Origin of the sequence: Variovorax paradoxus (assembly GCF_029919115.1) — a bacterium.
GTDB classification, from domain to species: Bacteria; Pseudomonadota; Gammaproteobacteria; order Burkholderiales; family Burkholderiaceae_C; genus Variovorax; species Variovorax paradoxus_O.
Window position 1 is genome coordinate 5239403 of record NZ_CP123990.1, and the last position, 20044, is coordinate 5259446.

Here is a 20044-nt window from a genome sequence, read left to right on the forward strand (position 1 = left end):
TGGCTCTTTGCTAGCGGTCGCCCGAAGAGGAACCGCCGCCGCCCTTCGACTTGGCTACCGTCGAGCCCAGGTGTTCCGGAATCGGATGCTCGAAGCTCTTGATGTAGCGCTCGTAGCTTCGGCCGGCGACGCTTCCGGCGATGGGCCGGGGGGTGCGCGAGGCGATTTCTCCGCTGCGTTGCCAGGCAAGCAGGTTCAGGGTTGCATCGCCCATGAGGAGCGGCGGGGGCGATTCGTACTCTTCGGCCTCCGCCTCTTGCACGGCTGCCTGCTTTGCTTCGGTCTTCTGCGTCTCCTGCGCTTGCGGTACGGCCTGTGCCGCGGCGGCCGTCGCCACGCAGAAGAGTGCGGCAGCCAGGGCAAGGCGCAGTTGCAGCGGGGCAGTCCAGTCGGCGGGCGTGTGGTTCATGGTGTACCTCGTGCAGTCGAATTCAGGTAAAGCGGCGCTTCAGGTGCAGAGGCCGAAGGGTTCGTCTGGCTCGCGGTTCTCACGCCACCCGCACCCGCCCATCGCGACGGCTTGAGTGCGAGGGGCACGACAACGGGTTCTCCGCGAGCTTCGGGGGGCGTTCCGGCCGCGGGTGCGGGCAACCTGCCCGACGCGCGCATCTGCAGCGCCGCTTCGCGCACGGCCAGGCGTGTGGGTTGCGGCATGCGGTTGGCGTCCATCAGGGCTGCAGCCTGGTCGCGCTGGTTGGTCACCTCCAGGTAGAGCGCCAGATTGGCCAGGGCCTGCGCGCTGTCGGGGCGCAACTGCAGGGCCTGCATCAATGGCAGCCGCGCCTCTTCGATCTGGCCGGCGCGAAGGTATGCGTACCCGAGGTCGCTCAGCAGCAACGCATCGGTCGGCGTGCGGCGCTGCGCTTGCGCAAGCAGCTGCACCGCTTCGGCGTAGTTGCCGCGCGCGCCCGCCAGAAGGCCCAGGCCGCGGTAACCGGCACTTGCGAGCGGTGTGCCCAGCAGGCGCTTGTAGGTGGCTTCCGCGGGTGCGGCCTGTCCGGTCTGGCGCAGCGCCTCGGCGCGTGTGCGGGTCGATTCGGGCGACACGCCCCAACGCTGCTCGAGCGCGTCGATGTGCGCGAGCGATGCAAACCACAGGTCTTCTTTCTGCATCTGCTCGACCAGCTTGAGATACGTGGCCTGCGTGTCCACGTTGGCGCCTGCCCTGGTGTCCGCGGCGGCTTCGGCGGCCATGCGCTGCTGTGCATCGGCGCTGGCGGCGTATTGGTCCTTGGGGCCGGCGCAGCCGGTCATCGCAACAGCCGCTGCCGCCGCGCAGGCGACCGTCAGCAGGCGGAGAAGAGGGCGCGGGCTCGCGCAAGAATCGAGTGTCTTCATTTGGCGGCGGCTCCCAGTGAACGGAAGATGGCAAGAAAGGCCGGACCTGCCGTAACGATGACCAGCGCCGGCAGCAGCGTGGTCACCATCACGGCGGTCATCTTCACCGTGATCTTTCCGATGCGTTCCTTCATTTCGGAACGCCGGTGTTCGCGCAGCCGGTCGCTGAAGATGCGCAGCGGCTCCTGCACGGCACCGCCGTGCTTGTCGACCTGGACCAGCAGGGAGACGAGCCCGCGGAGGTTCTCGTTCTTGTGCAGGGTTGCAAGGCGCTGCAGCGAATGCTCGCGGCTGCGGCCGCGGCTGTACTGGTTGTTGGCAAAGGTCAGTTCGTAGCCGAGCACGCGCAGCACGTGCGAGAAGTCGCTGGCCATGATCTGCAGGCTCTGGTCCAGGCTCAGCCCTACGCCTTGCAAGAGGCGGAGCAGGTCGATGAACAGCGGCAGCTCCTGGTTCACCCGTTCGCGGCGTGTGGCGGCAAAGCGGCCGAGCACCCATTTGGGTGCCATGAATCCGATGACGAATGCAGCCGCCAGCACGATGGTGACGGTGCGCTGCGGCCGCCCCGCGCTCCACAGCACGTAGACCGCGAAGGGAAGAAGAAACGTGAAGACGATGCGGGTCACCAGAAAAACCAGCTGGGCCCGCTTCGACGAAAAGCCGCATTGATCGATGAGGTTGCGGTCTTCCTTGGCCACGAGCGCGCGGCCCACGCGCGAATCGAGCCAGTGGAACGGCAGGTCGATGTCCTGCTTTGCAGAGCCGTTGAGCAAGTCGGCCGCATCGGCGGAAGCCGCGGAGCCTTGCGGCGCCGTGGTGACTTGCTGGATGGCTCGGCCGATGACCTTGCCGCTGCGCGTGCGCCGCAGTTCGGCCGCAATCAGTGCACCGGCGCCGGCCATCAGGCCCAAGGCCAGCAAAGCAAGGCTGACGATGGCCAATTGGTTGGAGGTGGCGTTCATGTGAGTTTCGCCAGCCGGTAGAGGAGCGCTGCGCCGAACAGCTGGAAGCCCGCTGCGGAAAGGACCATGATGCGCCCGGTTCCGTCGTTCCACATGCCCATGAAGTACCCGGGATTGGTGAAGATGAAGAAGACGCCCACGCTCACTGGCAGCAGCCCCAGGATCCACGCCGAAAGCCGGGTTTCGGACGACAGGGCGAGCAGCTCGTGCTCGGCTTGCTCGCGGTCGCGCATGAAGTTGCCCACGCGCTCCAGCAGCAGGTCGGAGCGCCCGCCGTAACGCACGCCCAGGCCAAGAATGGAAGCCAGCAGGAACATTTCTTCTATGCGCACATTGCTGGCCGTCTGGTGCAGAGCGCGATCCAGGTCCATGCCCGCGCGCACCAGCGATGCCGAGCGCTCCAGCTGGCCGCGCAGCGGAGCCTCGGTGGTGGCTATGGCAAGCTGGAAAGCCGCCTGCGTGGAGTTGCCGATGGTGATCAGCCGCACCATGGCGTCGATGTAGGCCGGCAGTTGGCTCACGATCTTGCGACGGAACTTTTGCAGCCGGAGCCAGACCGCGAAAGCCGCGAGAAGCGTCAACAGTGCAAGCGCGCTCACACCCGGCACCCATCCGCCGAACACGCCGGCGAGTGCGGCCGTTGCCACGATGGCAAGCACGCCCAGCGCGGCGGTGCGTGGGGCGATCACGCCTGTGAGCCGATCGGGCAGGGCCTTTTCAAGCAGTCCGGCGGGTGGCGCGACCGGCCCGCCTGCATCGGCGTTGAGCCATGGGTCGGAGGTCACGCCCGTCATGAGATTGTCGTTGGCGGGATCGCGCACCGGCATCGGCATCGGCGTGCCTGCGGCTGTGCTTACCTGGATCTGTTGTTTCAGGTGCCGGGCGGCCGCCTGCCGTGCCTGGCGGCCCTTGGCCCATTGCCACAGCAGCAGCCCCGCGGCTGCCAGCAGCAACGCGACGCAGGCCACTGCGAGCAGGATTTCACGCACGGTTGTTGTCTCCTTGCTGCGCCGCGCGTGTCAGCGACTGCCGAAATCGCGTGATCTTGGGCGAATGCGGCGCAATGCCCAGCGATATCCAGCGGTCGCGCTCCTCGCCGTCGGGCGACGTGATGGGCTCGTAGCGGTAGAGCTCCTGCATGGCCACCACGTTGTCGTTGACGCCGGTGACTTCGCTCAGAGAGAGGATGCGGCGCTGCCCGTTCGAGAGGCGCCCGATCTGCACGATGAAATCGATGGCATTGGCAATCTGCCGGCGCAGGCTCACTTCGCTGCCCTGGTAGCCCGCAAAGCCCGCGAGCATTTCAAGGCGGTACAGGCATTCGCGCGGCGAGCTGGCGTGAATGGTGCCCATCGAGCCTTCGTGGCCCGTGTTCATTGCCTGCATCATCTCGATCACTTCGGCGCCGCGCACCTCGCCCACGATGATGCGGTCGGGCCGCATGCGCAGGCTGTTGCGCAGCAGGTCGCGGATGGACACCACGCCGGTGCCGTCGAATCCGCCCGGTCGGCTTTCGAGCCGCACCACGTGGCTGGTGCCGAGCGAAAGCTCCGCCGTGTCCTCGATGGTGATGACGCGCTCGCGCGGCGGAATGAAGGTGGCCAGCGCATTGAGCAGCGAGGTCTTGCCCGAACTGGTGCCGCCGCTCACAAGAATGTTGCAGCGCGCGCGAACCGCAATCTCGAGCAGTTGCGCCATGCCCGCATCGAAGGTGCCGAGCTTCACCATGTCGGCCGGCGTGAGCGGCTCCTTGCGGAACTTTCGAATCGAGACCGAGAGGCCGTCGATGGCGAGCGGCTCGATGATCACGTTGATGCGGCCGCCGTCGGGCAGGCGCGCGTCGACCATCGGGTTGGATTCGTCCAGCCGCCGGCCGAGCGGCGCGAGGATGCGCCGCACGATGCGCATCACGTGCTCCGCATCGGCAAAGCGCACCGTCTCGCGCTCCAGCATGCCGTGGCGCGACACGTACACGTTCTGGTAGCCGTTGATCAGGATGTCTTCGACCGCCGGATCGTTGAGCAGGTCTTCCAGCGGCCCGAAGCCCGCGAGCTCCTTGGTCAGCGCGTCGGAGATGAGCTGCATCTCGCGGTCGTTGATGGGCACGCGGCGCAGCCGCACGAAGCTGTCGACCTCGAGTTCGACAAACTGCTGGATGGAGGCGCGCGACCAGCGGCCGAACTCCGCGCCGAGTTCTTCGATGCGGCTCAGCAGGTGGTCATGCGTCCAGCTCTTGATATCCTGGAACTGCTGCGAGTTGATGAACGCCTGGTCGTCGTCGGCAAATTCGAGATCGTTGGACATGGGGCGTTTCAACCTTCACTAGAGCTTTTCCAGAGGCCGGCAAGCCGCGGCACCCGCGGCATGCGCGCCGCCCAGCGGGATTCCTTGGCCGGTGGCTGGCCCGTGCCGCAAATGAACTCCTGGTGCAGGCCGCGCGCCAGCTCGGCCACGGCCTGCGAATAGGCGTCGCCGCGCGCCGTGCGCACCAGCATTTCGCCGCGGCTTGCCGCCGAAAGCAGTTGCGCGCTGCGCGCCGGCACCACGTGGTGCAGCGGGAGCTCGAGCCGGTCGGCAATGTCCTTGGCCGAAAGGTCCACGTGGCTGTCGAACTTGTTGACCACAAGTGCCAGCCGCTCGGTTTCGACGCCGCGCGTGCGCAGCTCCTTGAGCATGGTTGCCGTCGAAACGATGGCGCCGATGCTCTGGTCGCACACGACCCAGCTGCGCGGCGCCGCCTTTACCGTCTGCGCGACGAAGTCGAGGGTCGAAAAACCCCCGAGGTCGGCAATCTGGAAGTCGAAGAAATCGCCGAGCCGCTTGATCAGCGCCACTGAATCCGCATGCGAGATTTCGCGCACTTGCGCAAGGCTCGCGGGCAGCGGAAGCACCGCGACGCCGCTTGCGTGATGGGCAAGCGCGGTGTGCAGCAGCGTCTGGTCGAGACGGCGCAGGTTGCGCACACCGTCTACAAAGCTGAAGCCGCTTTGCGTGTCGAGATAAAGCAGCCCGTCGCGCGCCGGAAGCCCGAGGTCGAGCAGCGCAACGCCGCCGCGCGTATTGCGTGCGCGGGCAGGAAGCGTCGCCGCCTGGCAGAGCTGATCTTTCAGCACCAGCGACAGGCTGGCTGCGAGCGTGGTCACGCCGATGCCCGCGCGCGCGCCGAGCAGGGCGAGCGTGCGTCCGCGTGTGCGGCCCGGCAGGCTGTTTTGGCGGTCAAGAAGCTTGCGGAGTGTGCTGATCGCATCCGCCGGCGGCGCGCCCATGTCCACGAAGTCGTCCACGCCGGCGCGCAACGCGGCAAGCATCGAGGCGGGCTCGGCCGATACGCCCGTGGCCAGCACCGGCAGCGTCGGCCATTCGCGCTTGAGGCGCTGGTGCAGCTCGCTTGCCGCCGCGGCATGGCCGCCTGAAAAATCGAGAAAGACTGCCGCCGGGCCGAGCATGGCCATGCGCTCGTCCAGCGACTTGGGCTCGGCAGGAAGGTTGACCACGGTGCCCAGCTGGGCGAGCGCGTCGGTCAGCCAGGTGATGTGGCTGCTGTTCGGCGATGCGAAGAGATAGGTCTCCGCACCGGTTTCAGGGAGGCTGTCGCGGGGAGCGTTCATGGCGTCTGCCACCGGATCTGTGGGGTTTGTTTCAGTCAACGTGAGAAGCCCGGAACAGTGGTGCCCGAAGCCGGCCCCAGAAGATGCGCCCGCCAGACGGGCCCGTCGCGCTGCTCGGCGCCGCCGGGGAGGTATGGGCCGAGATCGGTGCCGCGCGCAATGGGCTTGACCAGGTGCGGCGTGACGAGGATCACCAGTTCCTTCTCGTTCATCTGGTACTTGTTTTGCTTGAAGAAGGTTCCGAGCACCGGAATGTCGCCAAGCAGCGGAACCTTGTCTGCGTTTGAAGTGGTGGTGCGGCTCACGAGGCCGCCGATGATGAAGCTCTCGCCGTCGCCGAGTTCGACCGTGGTGTCGGCGCGCCGCGTGCTAATGGCGGGTACGGCCACGCCGCCGATGCTGAGCGAGTTGGTGTAGTCCAGGTCGCTGGCTTCCGGTGCCACCTTGAGCACGATGCGGTCGTTCGACAGCACGGTGGGCGTCAGGGTGAGGCCGATGCCGAAGGGCTTGTATTCGATGCTCGTGGTGCCCAGGCCCTGGGGTGCCGGCACGGGCAGTTCGCCACCCGCCAGAAAGCTTGCGCTCTGCCCCGACAGCGCCACCAGCGTGGGCTCGGCGAGCACGCGCGCCATGCCGTTGCCCTCGAGAAAACCCACGTTCAGCCCAATGCCGGCCCTGCCGAAGTTGAAGAGAAGGCTGAATGCCTGCGCGAGCGGATTGCTGATGTCGGCCGCAATGGCCCCGTCGGGTCCGAACGAGGCCGAACGCAGCGACGACGGGGTGAGGACGCCGAAGCTGAAGCCATTTGAATTGGCGCGCGTGCTGAAGATGTTGAGGCCGGCCTGCTTGAGCACGCTGCGGTTGAACTCGACGATCTTGACCTCGACCTGCACGGTGTTGCTGCGCACGTTGACCACGGAGCGATCGACCAGCGTCGATTTTTCTCCGCCGGACGACATGGCTGCGTCGCGTGCTTCCTGGTGAGCCTCCATGCTGTTGAGCGAGCCGGCAAGCGTGGAGGCGCGGCGCCGTACCTCGAGCGCATAGACGGTTGCGTTGGCTTGGCCCTTTTCCCAGATCATGAGGGTGGTGCGGCCCGCCGCCTTGCCGGTGATGATCAGGCGCGCCGCCGGCAAGTTGGGCGATTGGCGGGTGAGTGCAACGCCCGCCACGGTTTCGTCGGCGATGGCCATGCGCTCGATGCCCTTGCCGATCAGCAATTCTTTTTGCGTGCCCGCGTCGATGCGCAGCTGGAGCGCGGCGTGCGCAGGCGTTGCCTCTGCATCGGCTGCCGCTGCCTGTGCCGCCGGCCAGACGACCGATGCCAGCAGGCACAGCACCGCAAGGGTCGGGCGCAGGGGGCGGGCCGTGCCGGGTGTTCTCGCGCAGTGGGCGATCGTCATGGTGTTTTTCTTGTGAGTGGCTTGCATGTGCGTGCCACTGGTTGCTGATCAGTAGTTGATGGTTTCGCTGCGGTCGCCGCGAATGACCTCGACCTGCAGTCCGCCGCGGGAGCCGCCGGTGCGGGCGGGCGCGTTTGCGGCGGGCGCTGCTGCCACTGCTGCTGCGGCAGGCACGCGCAAATTGACTGGCTTGCCGCCCGTGACGAAGTCGGCCGCAATCACGCCGGCCTGGGCGCGGTCCAGGCCTTCGAGCGGCGGCCTGCGTGCTTCGCCGGCCTTTGGCGGCACCGGCTGCAGGGCGGTGGGCAGTTCGGCAAAAAGCTTCGGGTCGGGCTCCGACATGTCGGTGGGGTTGCGCAAGGCCAGGAGCAGACGGCCGCTGTATTCGGCAATCGTCAGCCGGTTGATGTCGTCGACCGGCACTGCCAGCACGGCGGTCCGCGCGGCCTCGGCACGCGAAGCCTGTTGCTGCTGCTGTTGCTGGGCCGAACCGTTCTTGTCCATGCCCGAAGCCATGCCGTCGATGGAGGCGCCGCCGTAGGCCAGCACGCGCTTGCGCGACAGGAGCAGGCGCGCCTGACTGCGGTCGACGTCCTTGCCGTCGGACTTCAGCATCAGGAACACATCGACGAAGTCGCCGGGCCTGACCTTGTGGCCCACACCCATCACTTCGTCGGCCTTGATGGCCACTGCGCGTTCGCCTTCGCCCACGCGCAGGGCCAGGCCGGAAACGAGTTGCCCTTCGACGAGCGGCGTGCCCTCGCCCAGGTCGATGACGGGAACACGGCCGGCAAGCGGCGCCGTCTCCTGGAAGGCGCCCGCAGGGTTGATCGTCAGTCGCTCGACGCGGAGTGCATCGGGCGGGATCGCGCGGCCCGCGGGCAGCGGCTTGGCGGCCACGACCACCCGGAAGGTCTGCGCCTGCGCGGTCTTGCCGGCTGCAGCCGCGGAAGGGGCCGCCACGACAGGAGGCGGCGGCTGCCGGCTGAGCAGCCATGCATAGCCGCCGAGCGCGAGGGCCAGGAGCACGAGGACGGCGGCGATGATTTTGGTGAGATTGATCATGGGCGGCTGGTCAGGAAGGGAGCAATTCGAGAGTCATTGATGAACAACTCGTGGTGACGGAGCGATCAGCTCTGTCGACCCCAAACCATCCACACCGCGGCGGCCATCGAAAGGTAGGCCGCATAGGGAATAAACCGGGCCCGCGCCGGCGAGTGCTGGCCCTGTGCCGAAGACGACGGTCCGAAAAGCACGAGCGAAAGCCGGGGAGCAATGGGCCAGCGCCGCAGAGCCAGCCCGAGCGCGGCGTGAAGGCCGGCAAGAAGGCTGCCGATGAGCCAGATGGAGGGCAGGGCCGAAAGGCCTACCCACAGGCCGAGAGCTCCAGCGAACTTCACGTCGCCGGCTCCCATGACCCGGAGTGCATAAAAAAACAGCAGGAATCCGAAAGCGAGTCCGGCGCCGAGCAGTGCGGCAGTCCAGTCTTGCCCGATGGGACCGGTTCCTGTTGCCAGTGCCGCAAGAGCCAGTGAGGCCCCTGCGAGCACAAGCCAGTTGGGAACGCGCCGCTGCCTGAAGTCATAGGCGGCAATGAAGAGCAACCACATCAAATAAGCCGATGTCATTGCCGGCATTGCGTTTCAGGCGGCAGCAGGGGTAATGGCCGTCCTGATGCCCTGCCAGATGGTTCCCAGGCTTTCGCCAATTCCGCCATCGCCGGTAATGGCCGTGATCATCACAACCGAGATCAATCCCGCAATGATTCCGTATTCAATTGCGGTAGCGCCTTCTTCATCACGCAAAAAACGAGTAATTGAATTAAACATGATTCACCTTTTTAAAAAGTTACCTAAGGGCAGGCAATGTGAATGTTATACAGCGTAACTCCGTGTATCAAGGAGGTGAACCCGCGAAGGAGCGTGTTTCATGTGCTAGCAAGGTTGGATAAGCACGATCGCGGCCAGCCTCTTGCCTCGGTCGTGAAAGTCACGGCTCCCGGGGAAGCGGTGCCTCCTGTGGCGCATTCTTCCCTCTGTAGGAGCTCTGCCGTATCCCATGAATGTGGGACGTGCGTTACGGGCGCACGGAACGTGCAAAAGCGGCTTGTTACGACAACAAATGGGTGGCGTGTTACGTAACTACCGCGAAGTGATGCTAGATGTAACACCGAAGATTGGTGCTTTATCTAGGGAAAAAGTCACATTTTTGGGGGTGCAACCCCACTGGCAGGAGGGCCGCAGCGAGGCTTAGCTCAAGACTTCTTCGTAAAAAAGCTTCCAATCGCCAGCTTGCCGAAGCCAGTATTGGCGGCGCGTGCGCCCGCTTTTTTCGCCGTCGAATACTTCGCCGAAGGTGGTGACCATGGTGTCGTCGCCGTCGCGCCAATGCAGATAGGAAACATCCTTGAACTGGACACGCTTGCCCTGGGCGTATTCCACCTCATCGCGGAGAACTGCAAATCCCTCGAGGGATTTCTTATTACTATTGCGCTGGAAATCGGGCAAATAGAACTTTTTCAGCAATGTTTCGTTGCCGCTGGCTCGCGCCTCTTTCCAGGCTGCGATGGTGCTGGTGAATGTGCGGGCTTCTTTTTCGGCCTGCGGCGGTGAGATCCATTGCAGGCTGCGCGCCGTGACCACCGGCGTGGCGCCGATTTGCACCTTGCGCAGCAGTTGCTTCAGGTCGGGGTTGGCCATGACCACGCAACCGTCGCTTGCCTGCGGCGCGCGGGCAAACTGCTGCGACGGGGTTCCGTGCAGCCAGATGCCGCCGCCGGTCTTGCCGCGCCGCACGTCGTAGGGGTTGGGGTAGTTGATGGGAAGCGCGCCGGCGCCGTAGAAGTCGCGCAGCGACTTGGGATCGAGGCTGCTGGTGATGTAGTACACCCCCAGCGGCGTGCGTGCATCGCCTTCGGTGGCCTTGTCGATCCCTGACTTGCCGACCGAGATGTAGTAGTCGGCCACCAGCTGCAGCCCCTTGTCGGAGTTCTCGAGCAGGTACAGCCGCGAGCGCGAGGCGTCGATTGCAATGGCATAGCGGCTGCGCGTGGACAGCGCCAGGAACTGCGACGGCACGGTGCCCGCCGGCGGCCTTTCGCGCAGCGCCTGCAGGCGCCGGCGAGATTCCTCGCGCAGGTCGGCCATGGCCGGATCGCTGCGCAAGCGGGCGACGCCTGCGTCGGAGAAGGCGTGCCCTGGCGGAACCTGCGTTGCGAGCAGGTCGGCGTAGACGAGTTGGGCGAGCTGAAAGTTGGGATAGTCGCGCACCAGCTCGCGCGCCTTTGCCAGTGCGGGCCGGGGCTGGCCGCGGCCGAACAGCTCGTAGACGGCAATCAGGCGGGCCTCGGCGCCGCTGGCTTCCTGGATGGCGGCCGGTGAAGACGCAGCCGTTCCACGTTGCGCAGACTTGCCGGCGGCGGTTCGGGTTGCCGCAGCAGGGGCTTGCTTCGACTTGGCTTTCGCTTCCTTGCTGGCGCCATGTTGTGCCGCGCGGCTGCTGCCCGCCTTGGCCTTGCTGCCATGCACGGACTGGGCCGAGGCGTTGGCTGCGCCGGGCGCGGCCATCAGCAGGGCCGATGCCGCCAGGATTGCAGCAAGCCGGCTTCTGCCGCGTTGCGTCGGAAGGTTCTGTGGCCGGGCGCGCCGGACGATCTCCGCCACTATCCGCCGACGCTTTCCTTGCGGATTTGCCATTGGTTGCCGGAGCGCTGCAGCTCCAGTGTCTTGCGGCTCGAAATGTTGAGGCTGTCGGCCCGGTAGACCTGGCGGAACTTGGCCGTTGCGGCTTGCCCGTTGACGGCGATCACCAGGTTTTCGATGTTCACGCTGATGCTCGACTTGCCCACGATGCGCGCCCGGCGCTCCTCTTCCCAGCTCTTGCGGCTTTGTCCGCCGCCTGGATTGAAGTCGGGGCCGTAGGCGGCGAGATAGCGCTCCATGTCCTTGCCCGCCCATGCGGCGGCCCAGCCGCGAACTGCAGATTCGACTTCGGCTGCGGAGGTGGCGGAGGCCGCTGCCGACGCGGGGGCTGGCGTGGGTGCGGATGCAGAGGCAGGCGGCGCAGATGCTTCGGGTGCCTTTGCGACCACGGCGGGTGCCGGAGCGGGAGCCGCCGCCTTGGCGACCGGAGCGGGCGCAGGTGCCGGCACCGGAACGGGTGCGGGGGCGGGGGCGGGCGCAACGGGTGCCTTTGCCACAACGGCGGGCGTTGCCGCAACGGCGGACGTTGCCGCCGCCGCCGTTGCGGCCGGCTTGCCGCCAGCCGGCGCCGGAGTGAACAAGGTGCGGATTACCGCGAGCTTGGGCTGCACCGCCGTATTGTTCTGGTCGAGCTGCAACGCCTTGCTGTAGGCCTGGCTGGCCAGCCGCGCATACACGTCGCCCAGGTTCTCTTGCGCCGTGGCATAGCTCGGGTTGGTGCGAATCGCACTTTCGAGCGCGCTGCGTGCCTTGTCGAACTGGTTCTGGCTTGCGTAGATCACCGCAAGGTTGTTGTACGGCTCGGGCAGCTCGGGTGCGTCCTGCGTGAGTTGCGTAAAGGCCGCAATGGCTTCGGCGCGCTTGCCGGTGTCGAGCTGGATCACGCCCTTGAGAAAGCGCATCTGTGGATCTTTCGGCTTGTCCTTCAGGAACGCGTCGGCGCGGCCCATGGCTTCGTCGAGCTTGCCGGCTTGCATGAGCCGGTCGACTTCGTCGTGCTCCGCCGCGGCGAGTGCAGGCAATGCCATGCCGCAGGCGCTTGCCAGGAGCAGTACGCGCACGGCAGGGGAAAAGCTGAAACGGGCGCGCGGGTGGGGGCTCTTGGGCATTGCGGACGAGACCTCGCAGGAGGGTAAGGAAGAGATGCGGCAGGAATTGTATGTGTGCAGTTAACTTGCGGATACATCGGCAACACCGAGGGCCAATGCGCGAAAGCCCGGGCTGTCAAGGGGTCATTTGCAAGGCCACATCGATGAATACGCATCGACTTGCGTAACGCAGCCTGATCATGTAACGTTGTGTAAGCAGATTGTCAGCAATCTCCCAGTTCCTCACTCTCTGGAGCCACCTTGAAGATCACCAAACGCCGCTTGCTGGAAAGCGGCGCAGCAGCATTTGCCGCGTCGCTTTTTGCGCCGGGTTCCTTGGCGCAGCAGCGCGCCGCAGCCGGCGCGGCCGGCGGCGACGCATGGCCTACCAAGCCGGTTCACATCCTCGTGGGCTTTCCCGCCGGCGCATCGCCCGACCTTGCGGCGCGCGCCATTGCGGAGCCGCTGTCGAAGATCCTGCGCCAGCCGGTCACGGTCGAGAACAAGCCCGGCGCCAGCGGCAACCTCGTGGCCGACCAGGTGGCCAAGGCCACCGACGACCACACCATCGGTGCGTTGATCAACGGCAACCTCACCATTGCGAAGCTGCTCAATCCCAAGCTCAGCTTCGATCCGGAGAAAGACTTCCTGCCGGTCGGCATGATCGGCACCGCGCCGCTGGTGCTGGTGGTTTCGGGCAATGCGCCCGGCAAGACCGCGGCCGACCTGCTGCTGTGGACGCGCAACCTGAGCAGCACCGGCAAGTACGGCACGCCCGGCGTGGGCACGGTGGGCCATTTGGGCATGGAGCTCATCAAGAGCCGCGCCGCCATTACTGCGCAGCACAAGCCCTACACCGGCAACCCGCAGGTCATTGCAGGCCTGCTGGCCGGCGAGATCCAGCTGGCGCTGCTGCCGCCCGGCCTGGCACTGCCGCATGTGAAGTCCGGAAAGATCAAGGCCATTGGCGTGACGTCGCCCGAGCGCAGCCCGCTGGCCGGCGACCTGCCCACCATCCGCGACGCCGACGTGCGCGGCGCCGACCTGGAGATCTGGACCGCGCTGGCCGCGCCCGCAGGCATGAAGCCGGCTGCGGTTGCCAAGCTCAATGCAGCGCTGGTCGAGGTGACCAGCTCGCCCGACGTGAGCCAGGCGCTGCTCAAGACAGGCTGGCAAGCTCAGCCGGGCACGCCCGATGCGCTGGCCAAGCGCATGCGCTCCGACACGGCGCGCCTGGGCGGCGTGATCATCATGAAGGGCATCCAGTCGGAGGGCTAGCGCGCCCTCCGATGCACCTAAAGCAGTTGGGAGACCTTCTTCGCGGCGTCGATCAGCGCCGGGAGCATGGTCTCCTGCATCACCTTGGCGCTTGTGCGGTTGGCTTGTCCGCTGATGTTGAGCGCGGCCACCATGCGGCCCTGCTTGTCGACGATGGGGGCGGCCACCGAGATGAGGCCCTCCTCGAGCTCCTGGTTCACAAGGCACCACTGCTGCCTGCGCGCCTGCGCCACCTTCGTCATGAGCGCATCGACGTCGGTCACCGTGTGCTTGGTGAGCGCCTCGCGCTCGGAGGCCTCGAGCCGGGCGCGCACCTCGTCGTCTTCAAGGTCGGCCAGCAGCAGCCTGCCTAGCGAGGTGCAGTAAGCCGGCAGCCGCGAGCCCACGCCCAGGCTGATGTGCATGATCTTCTTGGTCGGCACGCGCATCACATAGACGATGTCGGTCGCGTCGAGCACGGCGGCGGAGCAAGACTCTTGCACTTGCTGCACCAACGCTTCCATCACGGGCTCCGCGCGGTTCCATATGGGCATCGATGAGAGGTACGCAAAGCCCAGGTCGAGGATGCGCGGCGTGAGCGTGAAGAGCTTGCCGTCGGTCACCACATAGCCCAGCGTCTGCAGCGTGAGCAGGATGCGCCGCGCGCCCGCCCGCGTGAGCCCGCTCGCGGCCGCCACCTCGCTCAGCGTCTGCCTTGGGGCGCTTTCGCTGAACGAGCGAATCACCTGCAGGCCGCGCGCGAACGATTGCACGTAGCTGTCGCCGGGGGCGGGTGCCTCGGGTGCCGTGGGCGAGCCGGTTCTCAGAGCGTGGGTTGCCATGTGGAGTGATCCTCTTTAGAATTCATTATACGAACAAATGTTCTTTAGACGAACAAATCGGCGGTTCTCGAATTCGACGGGTTGTTCGGCGGATCGCAGGCAGTTCGGTTTCTTTTCCCACTCCCGGAGACAGGCTTCATGATCAACAAGATCGCGCGCTCGGTCGCCGATGCCCTTGAAGGCATCCAGGACGGCGCCACGGTTCTCATCGGCGGCTTCGGCACCGCCGGCATTCCCGGCGAACTCATCGACGGCCTCGTCGAGCAGGGCGCCAAGGACCTCACCGTCGTCAACAACAATGCCGGCAACGGCGAAACCGGCCTGGCCGCGCTGCTCAAGGCCGGCCGCGTGCGCAAGATCATCTGCAGCTTTCCGCGCCAGGCCGACAGTCAGGTGTTCGACGGGCTCTACCGCAGCGGCAAGCTCGAGCTTGAGCTGGTGCCTCAAGGCAACCTGGCAGAGCGCATTCGCGCGGCGGGCGCCGGCATTGGCGCCTTCTTCTGCCCCACGGGCTACGGCACGCAACTCGCGGGTGACCGCGAAACGCGCGAGATAGACGGCAAGCAATACGTGCTCGAGTACCCCATCCACGGCGACGTGGCGCTCATCAAGGCCGAGCGCGGCGACCGCTGGGGCAACCTGGTCTACCGCAAGGCCGCGCGCAATTTCGGCCCGGTGATGGCCATGGCTTCGAAGAAGACCATTGCCACCGTGCACGACATTGCCGAACTCGGCACGCTCGACCCCGAGACCATCGTGACCCCGGGCATCTTCGTGCACCAGGTGGTGCGCATCGAACGCGTGGCAACGCAAGCCGGCGGTTTCAAGAAGGCGGCATGAACATGAGCAGCACTTACCAACGTCGGACCAAGGACCAGCTCGCCGCCCGCGTGGCGCAGGACATTTTCGACGGCGCCGTCGTCAACCTGGGCATCGGCCAGCCCACGCTCGTGGCCAACCACCTGCCAGCGGGCCGCGAGGTCATCCTGCAAAGCGAGAACGGCATTCTCGGCATGGGCCCCGCGCCCGCGGCCGGCGAAGAAGACTACGACCTCATCAACGCCGGCAAGCAGCCCGTGACGCTGCTGCCGGGCGGCTCGTTCTTTCACCATGCCGACAGCTTCGCGATGATGCGCGGCGGCCATCTCGATATTTGCGTGCTCGGCGCCTTCCAGGTGTCGGCCACGGGCGACCTTGCCAACTGGCACACCGGCGAGAAAGACGCCATTCCCGCCGTGGGCGGGGCCATGGACCTGGCCATCGGCGCCAAGCAGACCTGGGTAATGATGGACCTGCTCACCAAGCAGGGCGCAAGCAAGCTGGTGCAGGAATGCACCTATCCGCTCACCGGCATCGGCTGCGTGAAGCGGGTGTATTCCGACCTTGCTACGCTCGAATGCACGCCAGAGGGCCTGAAGCTCGTCGACCTGGTCGATGGCCTCAGCCGCGAAGAACTCGAGAAGCTCGTGGGCCTTCCCATTGCCGCCTGAAGCGGATTCATTCACTTTTGAGACAAAAGACATGACCAACCAAGCCTTCATCTGCGACGCCGTTCGCACACCCTTCGGCCGCTACGGCGGTTCGCTCAGCAGCGTGCGCACCGACGACCTGGGCGCCGTGCCCCTCAAGGCGCTGATGGAACGCAACAAGAACGTCGACTGGCAAGCCGTGAGCGACGTGCTCTACGGCTGCGCCAACCAGGCCGGCGAAGACAACCGCAACGTCGCGCGCATGTCGGCGCTGCTGGCGGGCCTGCCGATCGAGCTCGGCGGCGCCACCATCAACCGCCTGTGCGGCTCCGGCCTCGATGCCGTGGGCACCGCGGCGCGCGCCATCCGCGCGGGCGAAGCCGGCCTCATGATTGCAGGCGGCGTGGAAAGCATGAGCCGCGCACCGTTTGTCATGCCCAAGGCCGAAAGTGCGTTCAGTCGCAACAACGCGGTGTACGACACCACCATCGGCTGGCGCTTCGTCAACAAGCTCATGAAGGCGCAGTACGGCGTCGACTCCATGCCCGAAACGGCCGAGAACGTGGCCACCGACTACAAGATCGAGCGCGAGGCGCAAGACCTGATGGCGCTCAACTCGCAGCTGCGCGCCGTTGCATCGCAGAAGTCCGGCTTCTTCGACGCCGAGATCGTGCCCGTGACCGTGCCGCAGAAAAAGGGCGATGCGATCATCGTCAACAAGGACGAGCATCCGCGTGAAACCAGCATGGAATCGCTCGCCAAGCTCAAGGGTGTGGTGCGCCCCGACGGCACCGTGACCGCGGGCAACGCCAGCGGCGTGAACGACGGCGCCTGCGCGCTGCTGCTGGCCGACGAAGCCAGCGCCGCCAAGCACGGCCTCACGCCTCGTGCCCGCGTGGTCGGCATGGCGACGGCCGGCGTTGCGCCGCGCATCATGGGCATTGGCCCCGCACCCGCCACGCAGAAGGTGCTGGCGCTCACCGGCCTCAAGCTCGACCAGATCGACGTCATCGAACTCAACGAAGCCTTCGCAGCCCAGGGCCTTGCCGTGCTGCGCCTGCTCGGCCTGAAGGACGACGACGCACGCGTCAACATCAACGGCGGCGCCATTGCGCTCGGCCACCCGCTGGGTGCCAGCGGCGCACGCCTTGCCACAACAGCCGTCAACCAGCTGCACAAGGGCGGCGGCCGCTACGCGCTATGCACCATGTGCATCGGCGTGGGGCAGGGCATTGCCGTGATCCTGGAACGCGTCTGACGAACCGCCACTGCGTGGCCTGCTGCCTGGCCTGATTCGCCAGGCGGGTTTTTGCGCGAAGCAAAACCTCAACTAAAGTCGAGATCGAGAGGTCTCGATGAAGAAATCCAAGCCAGCAGAACCGCCCGACTTTTCGCCCACCCTTTCGGTGGGCGAGGTCGCGCAGCGCAGTGGGGTGCCCGTGTCCACCCTTCATTTCTACGAATCGAAGGGGCTCATTGCGAGCCATCGGGCGCCGAGCAACCACCGCCGCTATGCACGTGACGTGCTCCGGCGCGTGGCCTTCATCCGCGTGGCGCAGCGCGTGGGCATTGCGCTGGCCGACATCGCCGACGCCCTTGCCACGCTTCCCACCTCCGCCGCGCCCAGCCGAGCCGACTGGGCGCGGCTTTCGGCCGCGTGGCGCGCGGAATTGGACGAGCGCATGGCCCAGCTCAAGAAGCTGCGCGACACGCTGGACGACTGCATCGGCTGCGGCTGCCTGTCCATCGACCGATGCCGCCTCCGCAATCCCGCCGACAAGCTGGCCTCGCAAGGGCCGGGCGCACGCCGACTGATGGTCAGGCTCGAGCCGGCCGAAGACTGAAAAGGCCGCGTCACTGCGTCCCGGCGGGGAGCAACGACATCAGCTCGTTCTTCTCCGCGGCGGACATCGCGAGCGTCAGCCGGCCGAACTCGACGCGGTAGCAAGGCAGCATCAATGCCGCCGTCAACGAATGAACGTCGCCGCTGCGCGCAAGGTACTCATTGCATGCGGCAATGCTTCGATGGATTTCGAGCGCCTGCTCGATGCGGCCTGGACGGCCGGAGGGTTGCTGGTCACTGTTCATGCGACGCAATGTGCTTCCTCAACCTAACTTGAGGTCAAGCCGACGGGTCGAGAAGCCCTGCGACTCATGGGTGATCGGTGCTCCGAAGCCGGGCGCGGGCGACCGTCGCTGTGCAACGTAGTGTGTTGGTTTCCCGGTCTCGACACACTGGCATACGCAATGTGGGCCGTGTGGCCGGTGGGCGAAAAACAATCCACGGGTCATCAACTGCGCCCTTGCGCATCGCCCGAAGGAATCACCATGAAGCTCTCCCTCATTGCCATCGGTGCGGCCATTGCCGCGTCGGTGGGCGCACTGACGTTTGCCGCGCCACGCCTCGGCGGCGACACGCCCGCGGGCGTGGTGCGCCCCGCGCCGGAGTTCCAGAACATCGACACATGGCTCAACTCGCCGCCGCTCAAGCTCGAGGCGTTGCGCGGCCAGGTAGTGCTGGTCGACTTCTGGACCTACACCTGCATCAACTGCCTCAACCACCTGCCCCACGTGAAGGAGTGGCACGAGAAGTACAAGGACAAGGGCTTGACCGTGGTGGGCGTGCACACGCCCGAGTTCGCGTTCGAGAAATCGACGAAGAACGTGAAGGACGCCATCGAGCGCCTGCAGATCAGGCACGCCGTGGCGCAGGACAACAGCTACGGCACCTGGCGGGCCTTCAACAACCAGTATTGGCCGGCCGTGTACCTGATCGACAAGGAGGGGCGCATTGCCTACTCGCATTTTGGAGAGGGCAGCTACGGCGCCACCGAGAAGAAGATCCAGGCGCTGCTTGCGGAACCCTCTGGCGCCGCACTTACTGGCGCGGCGCCGGTCGGGAGCGCCAAATGAAGAAGCTCTGGTTTGCGCTGCTCTTTTTTGCGGGCGGGGTGGCGCACGAGGTGCGCAACCCGACCAGCTGCCAGTGCATTGCGTCGGTCAGTCTTTCGCCTCGACCGACGAAGCGAGGACGTAGCCTTCGCTCCGCACGGTCTTGATGTAGCGCGGCTCGCGCGCATCGTCGCGCAGCCGCTGCCGCAGCCGGCTCACGAGCAGGTCGATGGAGCGCTCGAAGAGCTCGGCCTCGCGGCCCTGGGTCAGGCTCAGCAACTGGTCGCGGCTCAGCACCTTCTGCGGGTGGTCCAGAAACACGCGCAGCAGCCGGTACTCGGCGCCGCTCAGCGCCACCATCACGCCGCTTTCGTCGATGAGGTGGCGGGCCACGGTGTCGACCTCCCACTTGCCGAACGCCAGCTTCTGCGCCGGCTCGGCGGCATTCATGTTGGGCGGCAGCATGCGGGTGCGGCGCATCACGGCGCGCAGCCTCGCGAGCAGTTCGCGCGCCGAAAAGGGCTTGGCCAGGTAGTCGTCGGCGCCCATCTCCAGGCCCAGGATGCGGTCGGCCTCCTCGCTGCGTGCGGTCAGCATCAGGATGGGCGTGGCCTTGTACTTGCCGGTGCGCAGATCGCGGCACAGCGTGAGCCCGTCTTCGCCGGGCAGCATCAAATCGAGAATGATCAGGTCGAACGGGCCCGACTCTTCGAGCGCGGCGCGCATGTGGCGCCCGGTGGGCACCGCGACCACCCGCAGACCGTTCTTCACCAGGTAGGTGGTGAGCAGCTCGCGGATTTCCCGGTCGTCGTCGACGATGAGGATGTGATCGGAAGTCTTGGGTGTCATGGCAATGAACAGGAAAGGATGGTGCGGAAGGCGCCGCAGCCGCAATGTAGCGTCACCGCCGCCCGAAGGCTGCGAACAGTGAAACGTAGTGTGTTGATTTCTTGCGCGGATACATAGGCATACGCAATGCGGGTTGGCAGGGCAGGGGCGGCCCAACAATCCGTTCGTTCGCAAACCAACGTATGTCAACCTTCATCAAGGAATCACCATGACCCGCATCGAAAAAGTCCTCTACACCGGCAAGACCCACACCTCTTCGGGCGGCCGCGACGGCGAAGCGCGCAGCTCCGACGGCCGCCTGGACATCAAGCTCTCTTCGCCCGGCAGCGCCGGCGCCGGCACCAACCCCGAACAGCTGTTTGCCGCCGGCTGGTCTGCCTGCTTCATCGGGGCCATGGGCAAGGCGGCCGGCAAGATGAAAGTCACGCTGCCGCCCGACCTGGCGGTGGACGCGGAAGTCGACCTGGGCATGGCCGGCAGCGAGTATTTCTTGCAGGCGCGCCTGAACGTGAGCCTGCCGGGCCTCGACCGCGAAGTGGCACGGGCACTGACCGACGCGGCGCACCAGACCTGCCCATACTCCAAGGCCACCCGAGGCAATATCGACGTTGCCATCAACCTGGTGTGACCCGGTC

General features: G+C 66.0%; 22 protein-coding genes. 7 read left to right on the forward strand and 15 right to left on the reverse strand.

All coding sequences use genetic code 11. The features are described 5' to 3' along the window. Nucleotides 1–10: 10 nt before the first annotated feature. The 12 genes from QHG62_RS25045 to QHG62_RS25100 form a co-directional block, all read right to left on the reverse strand. A complete protein-coding gene (locus tag QHG62_RS25045) occupies nucleotides 11–409 on the reverse strand; it encodes a DUF3613 domain-containing protein (RefSeq protein WP_281148295.1) in 399 nt (132 codons plus the stop codon). Continuing rightward, nucleotides 406–1338 (reverse strand): tetratricopeptide repeat protein, encoded by a 933-nt coding sequence (locus tag QHG62_RS25050; RefSeq protein WP_281148296.1) that lies wholly within the window; start codon nucleotides 1336–1338, stop codon nucleotides 406–408. The genes QHG62_RS25045 and QHG62_RS25050 overlap by 4 nt, the downstream gene beginning before the upstream one ends. Beyond that, complete coding sequence (locus tag QHG62_RS25055; protein ID WP_281148297.1) at nucleotides 1335–2300, reverse strand: type II secretion system F family protein; 966 nt, start codon at nucleotides 2298–2300, stop codon at nucleotides 1335–1337. Before QHG62_RS25055 ends, QHG62_RS25050 begins: the two co-directional genes overlap by 4 nt. Continuing rightward, a complete protein-coding gene (locus QHG62_RS25060; RefSeq protein ID WP_281148298.1) occupies nucleotides 2297–3289 on the reverse strand; it encodes a type II secretion system F family protein in 993 nt (330 codons plus the stop codon). The genes QHG62_RS25055 and QHG62_RS25060 overlap by 4 nt, the downstream gene beginning before the upstream one ends. After that, entirely contained in the window at nucleotides 3282–4604 is a 1323-nt protein-coding gene (locus QHG62_RS25065; RefSeq protein WP_281148299.1) for a CpaF family protein, read from the reverse strand. Before QHG62_RS25065 ends, QHG62_RS25060 begins: the two co-directional genes overlap by 8 nt. An 8-nt stretch (nucleotides 4605–4612) precedes the next feature. Next, a complete protein-coding gene (locus QHG62_RS25070; protein WP_281148300.1) occupies nucleotides 4613–5908 on the reverse strand; it encodes an AAA family ATPase in 1296 nt (431 codons plus the stop codon). A 35-nt stretch (nucleotides 5909–5943) separates the two neighbouring features. Beyond that, a complete protein-coding gene (locus tag QHG62_RS25075) occupies nucleotides 5944–7311 on the reverse strand; it encodes a type II and III secretion system protein family protein (protein WP_281148301.1) in 1368 nt (455 codons plus the stop codon). Between the two features lie 48 nt (nucleotides 7312–7359). Continuing rightward, nucleotides 7360–8376 (reverse strand): Flp pilus assembly protein CpaB, encoded by a 1017-nt coding sequence (gene cpaB, locus QHG62_RS25080; protein WP_281148302.1) that lies wholly within the window; start codon nucleotides 8374–8376, stop codon nucleotides 7360–7362. A 65-nt stretch (nucleotides 8377–8441) separates the two neighbouring features. Further along, nucleotides 8442–8939, reverse strand: coding sequence for an A24 family peptidase (locus QHG62_RS25085; RefSeq protein WP_281148303.1), 498 nt, complete (start codon nucleotides 8937–8939; stop codon nucleotides 8442–8444). Between the two features lie 15 nt (nucleotides 8940–8954). Continuing rightward, on the reverse strand, nucleotides 8955–9140 hold the full coding sequence (locus QHG62_RS25090) for a Flp family type IVb pilin (protein WP_281148304.1): 186 nt from the start codon (nucleotides 9138–9140) through the stop codon (nucleotides 8955–8957). 420 nt (nucleotides 9141–9560) lie between these two features. Next, nucleotides 9561–10877, reverse strand: coding sequence for a L,D-transpeptidase family protein (locus tag QHG62_RS25095; protein ID WP_281148305.1), 1317 nt, complete (start codon nucleotides 10875–10877; stop codon nucleotides 9561–9563). A gap of 95 nt (nucleotides 10878–10972) precedes the next feature. Further along, complete coding sequence (locus QHG62_RS25100) at nucleotides 10973–12121, reverse strand: L,D-transpeptidase Cds6 family protein (RefSeq protein ID WP_281148306.1); 1149 nt, start codon at nucleotides 12119–12121, stop codon at nucleotides 10973–10975. A 240-nt stretch (nucleotides 12122–12361) separates the two neighbouring features. Between QHG62_RS25100 and QHG62_RS25105 the strand changes: the two genes are divergently transcribed. Next, nucleotides 12362–13378: a Bug family tripartite tricarboxylate transporter substrate binding protein gene (locus tag QHG62_RS25105; RefSeq protein ID WP_281148307.1), complete on the forward strand. Its 1017-nt coding sequence runs from the start codon at nucleotides 12362–12364 to the stop codon at nucleotides 13376–13378. A 17-nt stretch (nucleotides 13379–13395) separates the two neighbouring features. Here the strand turns inward: QHG62_RS25105 and QHG62_RS25110 are convergent, their stop codons facing one another. Continuing rightward, on the reverse strand, nucleotides 13396–14199 hold the full coding sequence (locus tag QHG62_RS25110) for an IclR family transcriptional regulator domain-containing protein (protein ID WP_281148308.1): 804 nt from the start codon (nucleotides 14197–14199) through the stop codon (nucleotides 13396–13398). Between the two features lie 138 nt (nucleotides 14200–14337). On the opposite strand from QHG62_RS25110, the gene QHG62_RS25115 reads away from it, so the two are divergent. The 4 genes from QHG62_RS25115 to soxR all read left to right on the forward strand — a co-directional run bounded on the left by QHG62_RS25115 (nucleotide 14338) and on the right by soxR (nucleotide 17512). Next, nucleotides 14338–15039, forward strand: coding sequence for a 3-oxoacid CoA-transferase subunit A (locus tag QHG62_RS25115; RefSeq protein WP_281148309.1), 702 nt, complete (start codon nucleotides 14338–14340; stop codon nucleotides 15037–15039). Beyond that, complete coding sequence (locus QHG62_RS25120; protein ID WP_281148310.1) at nucleotides 15036–15689, forward strand: 3-oxoacid CoA-transferase subunit B; 654 nt, start codon at nucleotides 15036–15038, stop codon at nucleotides 15687–15689. Before QHG62_RS25115 ends, QHG62_RS25120 begins: the two co-directional genes overlap by 4 nt. A gap of 31 nt (nucleotides 15690–15720) precedes the next feature. Next, entirely contained in the window at nucleotides 15721–16926 is a 1206-nt protein-coding gene (gene pcaF / locus QHG62_RS25125; RefSeq protein ID WP_281148311.1) for a 3-oxoadipyl-CoA thiolase, read from the forward strand. A 97-nt stretch (nucleotides 16927–17023) separates the two neighbouring features. Beyond that, complete coding sequence (soxR, locus tag QHG62_RS25130) at nucleotides 17024–17512, forward strand: redox-sensitive transcriptional activator SoxR (RefSeq protein WP_281148312.1); 489 nt, start codon at nucleotides 17024–17026, stop codon at nucleotides 17510–17512. A 10-nt stretch (nucleotides 17513–17522) separates the two neighbouring features. On the opposite strand, the gene QHG62_RS25135 is transcribed toward soxR, so the two are convergent. Continuing rightward, the gene (locus QHG62_RS25135; RefSeq protein ID WP_281148313.1) at nucleotides 17523–17756 is read right to left on the reverse strand and encodes a hypothetical protein; all 234 of its coding nucleotides are present in this window, start codon (nucleotides 17754–17756) and stop codon (nucleotides 17523–17525) included. A gap of 240 nt (nucleotides 17757–17996) precedes the next feature. Here QHG62_RS25135 and QHG62_RS25140 point away from each other — a divergent pair, with 240 nt between their 5' ends. Next, nucleotides 17997–18581: a thioredoxin family protein gene (locus QHG62_RS25140; RefSeq protein ID WP_281148314.1), complete on the forward strand. Its 585-nt coding sequence runs from the start codon at nucleotides 17997–17999 to the stop codon at nucleotides 18579–18581. Nucleotides 18582–18668: 87 nt separating this feature from the next. Here the strand turns inward: QHG62_RS25140 and QHG62_RS25145 are convergent, their stop codons facing one another. Continuing rightward, nucleotides 18669–19409: a response regulator gene (locus tag QHG62_RS25145; protein WP_281148315.1), complete on the reverse strand. Its 741-nt coding sequence runs from the start codon at nucleotides 19407–19409 to the stop codon at nucleotides 18669–18671. A 208-nt stretch (nucleotides 19410–19617) separates the two neighbouring features. Between QHG62_RS25145 and QHG62_RS25150 the strand changes: the two genes are divergently transcribed. Then, nucleotides 19618–20037: an organic hydroperoxide resistance protein gene (locus QHG62_RS25150; protein WP_281148316.1), complete on the forward strand. Its 420-nt coding sequence runs from the start codon at nucleotides 19618–19620 to the stop codon at nucleotides 20035–20037. Nucleotides 20038–20044: the final 7 nt, after the last annotated feature.